Genomic DNA, 12,423 nt, shown 5'->3' with positions numbered 1-12,423 from the left:
GATCCCGCTGTGGACGACCTCAGCGTGGTTTCGTATATGCGGGACGACCCGCCCTCAGAAGATCATTTGTATGTTCAATAAACTACTGATTGCAAATCGAGGGGCAATTGCTTGCCGCATCCTCCGCACCCTAAAAGCCCTGAACGTGAAAGGGGTGGCGGTTTATTCAGAATCGGATATTGCCAGTTTACATATTCAGCAGGCCGACGAGGCGATTAGCCTAGGTGAAGGCCCCGCTGCAAATACTTATCTCAATGTAGCGCGAATACTTGAAGTCGCAAAAACCACCGGGGCGACTGCCATTCATCCTGGGTATGGTTTTTTATCTGAGAATGCAGCGTTCGCAGAAGCTTGCGAACAAGCGGGCATTGCCTTTATTGGCCCAACCCCGGAACAATTACGCGTATTCGGGCTTAAGCACACGGCCAGAGCGATTGCAAAAGCCCACCAGGTGCCCATGCTGGAAGGCACTGTGTTACTGGATAGTGTGCATGAGGCTATCGCTGCAGCTAAGCAAGTAGGTTATCCGGTGATGCTGAAAAGTACCGCAGGTGGTGGTGGCATAGGCATGCGCGTATGCTGGAACGAACGCGACCTTGCCGAAGCATTTGAGGCAGTCAGACGCCTGGGACAGAACAACTTTAGTGACTCTGGTGTATTTATTGAAAAATACATTGAACGCGCCAGACACTTAGAGGTTCAGGTGTTTGGAGATGGCAAAGGCGAGGTCATTGCCTTGGGGGTGCGTGATTGCTCTGTGCAGCGCAGAAACCAAAAAGTCTTAGAAGAAACCCCCGCGCCCAATTTGCCAGACGGCATGGCGCAGGCACTGTGTGAAGCGGCGATTAAATTAGCAAAAGCAGTGAATTATCGCAGTGCGGGCACCGTAGAATTTGTGTATGACAGCCTTGCCGAGCAATTTTACTTCCTAGAAGTGAATACCCGCTTACAGGTAGAGCATGGTGTTACCGAGCAAGTATGGGGCGTTGACCTGGTGCGTTGGATGATTGAATTGGCGGCTGGCGACTTACCGCCTTTGTCAGACATTCGCCAAACACTGCACCCCCAAGGCCATTCAATACAAGCGCGCCTGTATGCGGAAGATCCAGGGAAAGATTTTCAACCCAGCCCTGGTTTGTTGACCAATGTTGCTTTTCCTCACGCGGATGGAAAAGCATTACGTGTAGACACATGGGTTGAGGCAGGATGTGAAGTCCCGCCCTATTTTGACCCCATGATTGCAAAAGTGATTAGCTGGTCAGTCACCAGGGAGGAGGCCAGAAAGCGTCTGGATGACGCGCTGGCAGAGACCGTGCTATACGGCGTAGAAACCAACCGTGGCTACCTCCGACAAATATTATCCGACCAGCCATTTTCAGAAGGCAATCCGTGGACGCGCTGCCTTGAGGGGTTAGCGTATCACGCTGAGACATTTGAAGTGCTTGTTCCAGGAACACAAACCACTATTCAGGATTATCCTGGTCGCCAGGGATATTGGGCAGTCGGTGTTCCACCCTCAGGTCCAATGGATAGCCTGGCTTTCCGTTTAGGGAATCGTTTGCTGGGGAACGAAGAAAGTGCTGCCGGGTTGGAAATCACCATGAGTGGCCCCACCCTACGTTTCAATACGGATGCAGTCGTCGCTATTACGGGTGCAAATATCCCGGTCAAAGTGGATGGCGAGCACGCGCCACAAAATGTCTCTCTACATATCAAGCAAGGGTCAACGTTAAGCTTAGGCAAAATTGCCGAAACAGGCGCCCGCAGCTATCTGCTTTTCAGCGGCGGCCTGGAGATTCCTGAATATTTGGGCAGTAAAAGTACGTTTACGCTGGGCCAATTTGGCGGGCATGCCGGGCGCGCTTTAAGAGCCGGGGATGTCATCCACCTGTCAACCTTAGCGCATGCGGCTGCGGGCATCGCGCTACCGCCAGGCCTCTACCCCCTCCTTGCTGAGACCAGACAGATCCGAGTCATTTATGGCCCGCATGGCGCCCCGGAATATTTCACCCAGCGCTATATCGATCAGTTTTTAAGCACTGATTGGGAAGTGCATTTCAACTCCAGCAGAACCGGTGTTCGCCTGATTGGACCAAAACCTGAGTGGGTCAGAGAGAGTGGCGGTGAAGCGGGGTTACATCCTTCCAATATTCACGACAACCCTTATGCGATTGGTGCGGTTGATTTCACCGGTGACATGCCGGTGATTCTCGGGCCTGATGGGCCCAGCCTGGGCGGTTTTGTCTGCCCGGTGACGATTATTGAAGCGGATTTATGGCATCTAGGGCAACTCAAGGCAGGTGACAAAGTTCGCTTTATCCCGGTGACCATCGCCACCGCCAGACAGGCGTTTAAAGATCAACAGCAACAAATCGCAGGCCTGAGTCCAGTCACCGGATCCTGGCATGCCGCAGAACTGCAGTCGCCTATCGTTCTGGAAATTGGGGAAAAGGATGCCAAGCTCGTCGCAAGACTATCTGGCGATACGCACTTGTTGATTGAGATCGGCGCGCCTGAGCTGGACCTTGTCTTACGATTCAAAGCGCATGCTTTGATGCAAGCCATTGAGCACAGCAATCCTGCCGGCATTATTGACCTCACCCCTGGCATACGCTCCTTGCAAGTGCATTACCAGCCGGAACAGCTGCCATTAAAAACATTATTGGCGTTGATCCAGGAAATTTGGGGCAAGGTAAGTTCAACGCAAGATATTACCGTGCCATCGCGCGTGGTTCACCTGCCATTGTCCTGGGACGATCCGGCGTGCCAATTGGCGATCGAAAAATATATGACTACGGTGCGTAAAGATGCGCCTTGGTGCCCGAGCAACCTGGAGTTTATCCGCCGCATCAATGAATTGCCGGATATTCAAAAAGTGCAGGAAATCGTTTTTGACGCCAGTTACCTGGTGATGGGGCTGGGAGATGTTTATCTTGGTGCACCGGTCGCGACCCCCCTGGATCCACGGCACAGATTAGTCACTACCAAATACAATCCTGCCAGAACCTGGACTGCCGAGAACTCCGTTGGGATTGGCGGTGCTTACATGTGCGTTTACGGTATGGAGGGCCCAGGGGGTTACCAGTTTGTGGGCCGCACCCTGCAAATGTGGAGTCGCTATAAAAAGGTAGCTGCGTTTGAAGGAAAGCCATGGTTACTGAATTTCTTTGACCAGATTCGCTTTTACCCGGTGTCGGCCGAAGAGTTACTGGTCATCCGGCGCGATTTCCCACTCGGTCGCTATCCATTAAAGATTGAAGAAACCAGCCTTAATCTTTCGGAATATCAATCCTTTTTGGCGAGGGAGGCATCATCGATTCAAGTCTTCAGAAGCCATCAAAAAACGGCATTCGATGCGGAGCGTCAGCGCTGGATTGAAACGGGCCAGGCCCATTTTGAAATAGATGAAAATTTAGCCAGTGATACTGAAGAATCCACTTTGGCCGAGGGGCAGATCGGCGTGGAGAGTCATATTGCTGGGAATTTATGGCAAGTCGTTGTGAAGGTTGGGCAGAAAGTTAACGCTGGCGAATCCTTAGTCATTCTTGAATCCATGAAAATGGAAATTGAAATCCAAGCACCTGTCGATGGTGAAGTGGCAGAGATACGGGTCTCCCCTGGCTCACCCGTCAAAGCCGGGCAGTGTGTGGTCGTGATTAACGAAGCTTAAAGGACATTGAAATGAAACACCCATATAACCTGCAATTGGATGCCCTTAAAAGTGCGTATGCCAACCATGCATTCTCACCACGTGAACTCATTCAAGCATTGCGCGAAAGAGCCCTCCAGTTAAATGCGGAATACAAGCTCTTCATCCACATTCTGACTGAAGAAGAGTTAGCGCCTTATCTGGCAAATTTAGAGGCAACCGGGGCTGAAAGCTTACCGTTGTATGGCGTCCCATTTGCGGTCAAGGATAACATCGACCTGGCGGGCGTTCCGACCACCGCCGCATGCCCCGCATTTAGTTATATCCCGGCTAAAAATGCCACCATTGTTACGCAATTGATTGCACTAGGCGCGATCCCCATCGGTAAAACAAATCTTGATCAGTTCGCAACTGGCCTGAACGGCACCCGCTCTCCCTATGGACTCTGCCGCAATAGCGTCCTTGCTGAATACCCAAGCGGTGGTTCAAGTGCAGGCTCCGCGCTGGCAGTGGCATTGGGACTGGCATCGTTTGCACTCGGCACAGATACCGCAGGCAGCGGGCGTGTTCCGGCAGCGCTCAATAACCTGATTGGATTGAAAGCCACCAAGGGCTTAATTTCAACGGCTGGCGTTGTGCCAGCTTGCCGCACACTGGATTGCACGACCTTTTTTACAGCGACCGCATTGGAAGCAAGCAAGCTGCTAGCACTGACTGCCCATCAGGATCCAGAAGATGAGTACAGTCGTGCCAATGTTGGCTGGAACACAGGCAGATCGTTTGGCATCCCAGCCGCTGGCTTTAAATTTGGTATCCCTAAACAATTAGAGTTTCTAGGGTGCACTGAAAGTCAGGCACTCTTTGAGCGTTCAGTGTCCACCCTTGAGAAGATGGGAGGAGTTGCCATTGAAATCGATTTCAGTGCCTTTCTGGAGGCTGCGAAGCTTCTTTACGAAGGTCCTTGGGTCGCTGAAAGATACAGCGTCGTTGGCGAGTTGATTGAGAAAAATCCTGAAACGGTACTGCCTGTCATCAGAGATGTGCTGCAGAAAGCCCCGACTGCCACGGCGGTGCAAGCGTTTAAAGCGCAATACAAATTACAAGCCCTGAAAGTCAAGACGGATGCCATTCTTGCCAACCTGGATTTCATTATCACACCGGCCTATCCGCGCCCAGTCACCTTGGCCGAGCTAGCGGCAGAGCCTGTGAAACGTAACTCTGATTTGGGGACTTACACCAACTTCATGAATCTGCTGGACTATGCGGCGGTAGCGGTACCGGCTGGATTCATGCGGAATGGCCTGCCTTCCGGGGTAACTTTTTTTGGGCGTGCATTCTGTGACCAATATCTTTTAAGTATTGCGGACAGTTTTCAGCGCACCTCAAAACTACCGCTGATTGGTCAATTCGAATTCACGGCCGCGCCCCAGACAACATTGGCAAAAAATGATCGCTCACAGCTGCTGGTGTGTGGCGCACATTTAGAGGGCTTGCCCTTGAATTGGCAATTAAAAGACAAAGGCGGGCAGTTGCTCAAGAAAACACAGACCTCCCCTGCTTACCAGTTTTATGCCTTGGCGGGCTCACCGCCCAAACGACCAGGTTTAAGAAGAGTTTCAACAGGTGGCCGATCATTTGAGGTAGAAATCTGGGAAATCCCCACCCAAGAGTTAGGCGCCTTTCTAAATGATATTCCTGCGCCATTAGGACTGGGCAAGGTTGAACTGATAGATGGCTCGTGGGTCACCGGATTTATCTGTGAGGATTACGCCCTGGAAACTGCAGATCCAATCTCGCAGTTTTCTGGATGGCGAGAGTACTTGCAACACCAATAACGTTGCTGGGTCTGTCAGCGAACCGCTGACCTTTCCCTGATCCATTCAAAAATATTTTTTGCTTTTAATAGGGATGTTGCACAAAAAGATGACTATTTTTAGCGCAGCGGGGCTAAGCGCCCTCGTTTCAGCCTCAAAGTTCAAGCGACGGCAGAACTAACAGCGACGGGGGTTGGCAGGTTAAGCACTTGAATGACCGTCGAATGTTTTCGCTTTGAGCAGTTCTCTCTGCAAAAGCCCTGGACGCTGTATTCAATATGATAAAAAGTACCCAGCCTGATCAAAGGGTACACAATCGCCTAGGCAAAGTACTGTGGTAATGACGCGCAGTGGCCCTCCAGTCATTGCATTTTCACAGGACAGCTTGGCTTCACTTTAGGACAGTTTATGGCTTGGTTACAACTTTTCGCCGCTGGCATTCTGGAAATCATCTTCGCTTACGCGATCAAAGAGTCTGATGGTTTTTCAAAACTGCTACCATCACTCATGACGCTGCTTACAGTGATAGGAAGCTTTTGGTTGCTTTCTTCGGCGATGCGCACGATACCCATGGGCACTGCTTACACTGTTTGGACGGGGATTGGTGGCGTTGGTGCATTTATCGTTGGCATCACGGTGCTCTCTGAACCCATCACAATGTTGCGATTACTTGCGGCAACCTTAATCATTTCTGGGCTGATACTCATGAAAGTTGCCGGATCATAAGCCATGAAATGGCAACAGTACACGCCCTAAAGGGGTCGTTCACTTAACGTTCACCTTGCGTGAGACGACGTATTTATTCTTTTAACAGCACGTCTGTGATCAAGCAGACTCTGCTGATGTAGCTTACTTTGTTGCAATTACCCAAGCTTGTACGACTCAAGCCCAACCTTAGGCAATCTATAGCGCGCAACCCATCATTGCGAAAATGGGATAGTTGAATTCACACGAAACTCGCATCATACGACCATGATTTTTAATTGCTAGGGGAAGCTGTCATGAGCGTATCGTTAAAGCCAACGCTGAATGGTTGGCATTTATGGGGACTAGCCGTCGGGCTGGTGATTTCTGGCGAATATTTTGGCTGGAGTTATGGCTGGGATCAAGCGGGAACCTTGGGTTTTTTGGTGACCACCCTTTTCATCGCGCTGATGTACACCACCTTTATTTTCAGTTTTACCGAACTGACTACTTCTATTCCACATGCCGGTGGGCCGTTTGCTTACGCCAGACGGGCTTTTGGTCCTAAGATGGCGTATGTGGCCGGTTATGCCACCTTGATTGAGTTTTTGTTCGCACCGCCGGCCATTGCGATGGCGATTGGCGCCTATCTGAATGTGCAATATCCGGGCATAGACCCCAAGCTTTTTGCCGTGGGTGCTTATATTGTATTTGTCAGTTTGAATATTGTTGGGGTGCATATCGCTGCCACCTTTGAACTGCTGGTCACCCTGCTCGCGATTATTGAGTTATTGGTGTTTATGGGCGTGGTTGCCCCCGGTTTCTCGATGACAAACTTTGTCGCACATGGCTGGGCAGGTAATGACGTTTTTAGTAGCGCAGCGATTCCTGGCATGGTGGCGGCGATTCCATTCGCCATTTGGTTTTTTCTCGCCATTGAAGGCGTGGCCATGGCGGCAGAAGAAGCCAAAGATCCGAGAAGAACGATCCCCAAAGCTTATATTGCCGGGATTCTGACGCTGGTGTTTCTGGCCATAGGCGTGATGTTATATGCAGGTGGCGTGGGTGACTGGAGAACCCTGGCCAATGTCAACGATCCTATTCCACAGGCAATGAAAGTGGTGGTGGGTGAGAACAGTGGCTGGTTACATATGCTGGTTTGGATTGGCTTGCTAGGATTGATCGCCTCTTTTCACGGAATTTTGCTTGGCTGCTCACGGCAGATTTTTGCCCTGGCACGCGCCGGATTTATGCCGAAATACTTTGAAGCCACGCATGCGCGCTTTAAAACCCCACATCGCGCATTGGTTGCCGGGGCAGTGGTTGGCCTGGCAGCTATTTTGAGTGATGACTTACAGTTTAATGGCATGACGCTCACGGCAAACTTGATCACGATGGCGGTATTCGGGGCCATCGTCATGTATATCGTTTCGATGCTGAGCTTTTTTGCGCTGAGAAAAAACGAGCCTGCGCTGGATCGCCCGTTCCGTACCATGGGTTATCCGCTGTTTCCGGCCATTGCCTTAAGCCTTGCCGTGATCAGTTTGCTGACCATGATCTACTACAATCAGGCATTGGCGCTGGTGTTTGCCGTGCTGATGGCAGTGGGCTATATTTATTTCAGCCTGACAAAAGGGCAACGCGACACCGCGACTGATCGTTAAACGCAGGCAATCCATGTAGGGTATGCAAAGGAGTACCCTGTTGATTCTTTGGAGAGTGAGAAAAAGATGGCTTACAGTTATCGCGTTGGCGTACATCAGTACCCATTCAAAGACTTGAAAGAAGTGATGGCGAAGGCCTCCCCGCCACGCTCAGGCGACTTTCTCGCAGGCGTGGCAGCTGAGACTTATGTTGAGCGCATGGCTGCCAGGATGTGCCTTGCCAACATGCCGCTCAAACGCTTTTTAGAAGAGTTGCTGCTGCCTTACGAACAAGACGAGGTGACGCGCTTAATCATTGATACGCATGATGCGCAGGCATTTAGTGAAATCAGCCATCTCACCGTGGGCGATTTTCGAGACTGGTTGTTGCTGGATACCACGGATACCGCCACGCTGACACGCGTTGCCAAAGGCATCACGCCGGAAATGGCGGCGGCGGTCAGCAAGCTAATGCGCAACCAGGACTTGATCCTGGTCGCCAAAAAATGCCAAGTGACGACCGCATTCCGAAATACCATCGGTCTGCCGGGTCGGCTGTCCGTGCGCTTGCAGCCCAACCACCCAACCGATGATGCCCGCGGCATTGCCGCCTCTTTGCTCGACGGATTACTGTATGGCTCAGGCGATGCGGTGATCGGCATCAATCCGGCCACCGATAGTATTCCTGGCTTGATGAACTTATATTACCTGGTCGATGAAGTCATTAACCAATATGAGATTCCCACCCAGTCGTGCATCCTGACCCATGTCACCAACCAGATTCAACTGATTGAAAAAGGCGCGCCGATTGACTTGGTGTTTCAATCGATTGCCGGCACCGAACAAGCCAATAAAACGTTTGGCATTAATCTTTCCATTCTGGATGAAGCTTATTCTGCAGCCTTGTCACTGCAACGCGGCACGGTAGGCCAAAACGTCATGTATTTTGAAACAGGCCAAGGCTCGGCACTCTCGGCCAACGCCAATTTTGGCATGGACCAGCAAACCTGTGAGGCACGTGCCTATGCCGTCGCCCGCCACTTTTCCCCCTTGCTCACCAATACGGTGGTGGGCTTTATTGGGCCGGAATACCTGTACGATGGCAAACAAATCATCCGTGCCGGCCTGGAAGACCATTTCTGCGGTAAGTTGCTAGGTCTGCCACTGGGGTGTGATGTCTGCTACACCAACCATGCCGAGGCGGATCAAGACGACATGGACACCTTGATGACCTTGCTATCTGTGGCTGGTATTACCTTCATCATGGGCATTCCAGGGGCGGATGACATCATGCTTAATTATCAGACCACCTCTTTTCACGATGCCCTCTATTTGCGTAAAACGCTTAACCTGAAGCCAGCACCGGAGTTTGAGCAATGGCTACAGCGCATGAACCTGATGGATAACACTGGCATGATCCGCCCGGTAGACAATAGCCATGCCTTGTTACAAAATAAACCCAAGCAATTAATGAGTGCCCCTTAATATGCATCAGCCTCCTGCAGCCCCTAGCACAGGCATCGTCAGTGAAGATCCCTGGTCACAACTTAAAAGCTTCACACAAGCGCGGATTGCCATCGGCAGGGTAGGCAGCAGCCTGCCTACGCAAGAAGTCCTGGATTTCAGCTTGAGCCATGCATTGGCCAGGGATGCGGTTCATCTTGGCCTCGATACCCAGGCGTTGATGGTGCAAATTCAAGCGACATTGTCAGTCGATGTCCATCAGGTTCATAGCAAGGCACCAGACCGGGCTTCTTATTTATTAAGGCCCGATTGGGGCCGTCAACTGAGCGAAGACAGCGGGCTAAAACTCAAAGCCGCCAACACAAAACAAGCCATTGATTTATTACTGGTGGTTGCGGATGGCTTGTCTTCATTGGCAATCAAAAATCACGCGCTGCCATTATTGCAAGAAATTCATGCGCAAGCTCCTGCGGAATGGCATCTGGGACCGGTGGTCATCGCCTCTCAGGCCAGGGTTGCACTGGCCGATGAAGTGGGCGAAATGCTAGGGGCAAACATGGTGGCCATGCTGATTGGTGAGCGGCCTGGACTAAGTTCGCCGGATAGTCTGGGGATTTATTTGACGCATCAGCCACGGCGTGGCCGTAGTGATGCGGACAGAAACTGTATTTCCAATGTCAGGCCAGATGGCCTGGGCTATGCCGCCGCCGCAAAAAAATTGTTATGGCTGGCAAAAGAAGCCAACCGTTTAAAATTGTCCGGCGTTGCACTCAAAGATGAAAGCGATGTCGTTATGGTTCAAGACGCGCCTTCCGGACAATGACGCTAAACTGCCACCTCATCCATGAAAGCGCTTGAAGGTGGTAGAGGGCGCTTCACCAAACATCTTTTTATACTCCTGCGAAAAATGTCCAAAATGCCAGAAGCCCCATGAAGTCGCGGCCTCGGTCACTGAGTTGGCATGCCTCAGCATTTGACGGACGCCATTCAGGCGCTCAGTCCGCAGGTAGACGACCGGACTTTTCTCCAGCGTTCTTTGAAAATGGTATTGCAAGGTGCGGTGGCTCATGGCCAAAGATTCGCACAACTCGACGACACTGATAGGATCATCCTGGCGTTGACGCACGATTTTTCGTGTTTTGGTGACCACTTGCCAGGATTGATTCTGATAATAAACCGTCCTTGGCGCCGAATCGTCACACAGCAATGTATCGGCAACCATTTGCAACGCCATCATTTGTGTTTCTTGCACCAGCGTAGGGTATTGAATAAAGCCGGGCAGTGCCTTGAGCGTCGCAAATACAGAACGTAAAAAGCGGACCAGGTTCTGATACTTTGTTTGACTCAAATATAAAATCTTGGCACTCTGGCACTGCTGGTACAGTCGCTCCTGATCGTCATCAGACAAATACTGCATCAGAAACTTTCTCGAAATCACAATCAAGCCAATGGTCAGGTTTGCGGGCGAGACAAATTCAAACCCGTTTCTGCCAGAAAAAATATGCACCGCCTGCTGCTCGCAGAGGCTGCCACAAAACATGCCCTTTTCAATGCTATTCATAGGCACACCGATGGAAATTTTTTCCTCATCCAGATAGCCTTGTTGATGGAGTTGCTGATTGGTAAACTCAAGGAATAGCGACACCTCAGGCAAGTGCACATGGGTCAAAAAGCCATTAAAATGCCCGGCCGAAAGCTGTGAATAATCCTGATGCCAGCCTTGCAGGAACTGAGACTGCTCATCAAAATCCTGACTTTCCCTATGCAAATAGTTTGGCTGTGGTAGCGTCAATAATGGCGCATTGCGCGCGCAATGTTCTAACATTATGGTATCCCTGAGTCTTCTTTATTATTGTGCGAGCTAACTTTAATAGCTGTATTAGCAAATAACATTCCAACTCCCCGGCTTTAGCACATTGCCCGGCACTGAGCTCCTCATGCAGGCTAACAAAGCCTTTCCTGTGCACTTTTATTTCGCAACTGTGGTTACCCCAATCACAAAGTCATCAATCCAGGTGCAATTACGCATACTGCGCCTATTTTTAGTGCATTACATGGGCGCAAAAAGCGCTGTCTGCGCATCAGGTTGCTCACCTAATCATCAAACCTCTCATCGCCATTTTTATCTGCATCTTTGCCGATTTGGGATAGTCGCAGAGTAAAGCATTCCGCAAAATGGCCTCACATTATTCATCAACAGGGTCCTTACTTATGCGTAAATCTATCCTCTTTGCTCTTGCACTTTTTTCAGCAAGTTTCGTCTCCACTCCCAGCCTGGCAGAAGAAAAATCCGCTTGGTCTTTATCCAGAAATCTGTCGTTTGTATCTGACTATTACTCACGCGGCATTTCTCAGTCATGGCATAAACCTGCCGTGCAGGCCGGCTTAGACATTGCCCATGAGAGCGGCTTTTATGCAGGCTTGTGGGGATCCAGTATCTCGCCCCAGACCTATGTTGACAGCACGACCGAGATTGATATTTACGCTGGCTATAACGGCAGTTTTGCTTCGGTTGAAAAGCTCGCCTGGTCAGCCGGGCTCATTGGCTACCTCTATCCAGGCGGCAATTGGGACAAATGTACAGCTTGTACGCGTAGTGATGGATCTGCAGTTTCGAGCCAGCGCTTTGACACCTATGAGGTGAATGCCGCACTTAGCTACGACTGGATTAGCGCAAAAGCCTCCATGACGTTGACAGACTGGTTTGGCGCGAACCGTGGTACCGGTTTTGACAGCAATACCAAAGGCTCGACTTATCTCGAACTCAATGCAAACTATCCGTTGCCATTCTATGATCTGGTGTTGGTTGCCCACGTAGGCATGCTCGATGTCGCAGGCAGAGTCACGCCTGGCGCATATGGCACGTTTGTTTCAGGCAGGGGCAATCCTGACAACAAGGATTACAAGATTGGTTTGAGCAAAAACATTGCATTCGCCAATACCAATGGGCTTAACCTCGGGGTTTACTACGTTGGGGCCGATGATACTGGCTACTGGAGTAGCCGTGGGTTTGGTGGCTCCAGCTTTAATGGCGGCACGGGCTCCAAGGACCTGACAGATAACCGCTGGGTGATCACGCTCAGCTCCACCTTCTGATCGATACCTCTTATGATCAGCCGTTATGCATCCGCATGACGCAGCTGAAGTTGCTGTGAATTTCTCTGGCAAC

The 12,423-nt window shown here is 50.8% G+C and carries 8 protein-coding genes; 7 read left to right on the top strand and 1 reads right to left on the bottom strand.

Going from position 1 to position 12,423, the window contains the following annotated elements:
- Positions 1-70: 70 nt before the first annotated feature.
- From uca to eutC, 6 genes are all read left to right on the top strand, one after another.
- Positions 71-3,670, top strand: coding sequence for an urea carboxylase (uca, locus tag ACJ67_RS02000; RefSeq protein ID WP_049637672.1), 3,600 nt, complete (start codon positions 71-73; stop codon positions 3,668-3,670).
- Positions 3,671-3,681: 11 nt separating this feature from the next.
- Positions 3,682-5,484: an allophanate hydrolase gene (gene atzF / locus ACJ67_RS01995; RefSeq protein ID WP_049637671.1), complete on the top strand. Its 1,803-nt coding sequence runs from the start codon at positions 3,682-3,684 to the stop codon at positions 5,482-5,484.
- A 387-nt stretch (positions 5,485-5,871) separates the two neighbouring features.
- On the top strand, positions 5,872-6,189 hold the full coding sequence (locus tag ACJ67_RS01990) for a multidrug efflux SMR transporter (RefSeq protein WP_049637670.1): 318 nt from the start codon (positions 5,872-5,874) through the stop codon (positions 6,187-6,189).
- A 275-nt stretch (positions 6,190-6,464) separates the two neighbouring features.
- A complete protein-coding gene (eat, locus tag ACJ67_RS01985) occupies positions 6,465-7,811 on the top strand; it encodes an ethanolamine permease (protein ID WP_049637669.1) in 1,347 nt (448 codons plus the stop codon).
- Positions 7,812-7,877: 66 nt separating this feature from the next.
- Positions 7,878-9,275: an ethanolamine ammonia-lyase subunit EutB gene (locus ACJ67_RS01980; RefSeq protein WP_049637668.1), complete on the top strand. Its 1,398-nt coding sequence runs from the start codon at positions 7,878-7,880 to the stop codon at positions 9,273-9,275.
- Between the two features lies 1 nt (position 9,276).
- Complete coding sequence (gene eutC, locus ACJ67_RS01975; RefSeq protein WP_049637667.1) at positions 9,277-10,077, top strand: ethanolamine ammonia-lyase subunit EutC; 801 nt, start codon at positions 9,277-9,279, stop codon at positions 10,075-10,077.
- Positions 10,078-10,092: 15 nt separating this feature from the next.
- Here the strand turns inward: eutC and ACJ67_RS14500 are convergent, their stop codons facing one another.
- The gene (locus ACJ67_RS14500) at positions 10,093-11,079 is read right to left on the bottom strand and encodes a helix-turn-helix domain-containing protein (RefSeq protein WP_053092875.1); all 987 of its coding nucleotides are present in this window, start codon (positions 11,077-11,079) and stop codon (positions 10,093-10,095) included.
- Between the two features lie 386 nt (positions 11,080-11,465).
- Between ACJ67_RS14500 and ACJ67_RS01965 the strand changes: the two genes are divergently transcribed.
- Positions 11,466-12,350, top strand: a complete 885-nt coding sequence (locus tag ACJ67_RS01965; RefSeq protein ID WP_049639720.1) for a TorF family putative porin — start codon at positions 11,466-11,468, stop codon at positions 12,348-12,350.
- The last annotated feature ends 73 nt before the right edge of the window (positions 12,351-12,423 follow it).

Source organism: Methylophilus sp. TWE2 (genome assembly GCF_001183865.1).
GTDB lineage: Bacteria > Pseudomonadota > Gammaproteobacteria > Burkholderiales > Methylophilaceae > Methylophilus.
Note: the sequence above shows the minus strand (reverse complement) of the source record. Positions and strands in the feature narration are given on the sequence as shown.

Excerpts from the sequence above, each read along its gene's own strand:
- uca (WP_049637672.1), top strand. The coding sequence starts at position 71 with ATGTTCAATAAACTACTGATTGCAAATCGAGGGGCAATTGCTTGCCGC.
- atzF (WP_049637671.1), top strand. The coding sequence starts at position 3,682 with ATGAAACACCCATATAACCTGCAATTGGATGCCCTTAAAAGTGCGTAT.
- ACJ67_RS01990 (WP_049637670.1), top strand. The coding sequence starts at position 5,872 with ATGGCTTGGTTACAACTTTTCGCCGCTGGCATTCTGGAAATCATCTTC.
- eat (WP_049637669.1), top strand. The coding sequence starts at position 6,465 with ATGAGCGTATCGTTAAAGCCAACGCTGAATGGTTGGCATTTATGGGGA.
- ACJ67_RS01980 (WP_049637668.1), top strand. The coding sequence starts at position 7,878 with ATGGCTTACAGTTATCGCGTTGGCGTACATCAGTACCCATTCAAAGAC.
- eutC (WP_049637667.1), top strand. The coding sequence starts at position 9,277 with ATGCATCAGCCTCCTGCAGCCCCTAGCACAGGCATCGTCAGTGAAGAT.
- ACJ67_RS14500 (WP_053092875.1), bottom strand. The coding sequence starts at position 11,079 with ATGTTAGAACATTGCGCGCGCAATGCGCCATTATTGACGCTACCACAG.
- ACJ67_RS01965 (WP_049639720.1), top strand. The coding sequence starts at position 11,466 with ATGCGTAAATCTATCCTCTTTGCTCTTGCACTTTTTTCAGCAAGTTTC.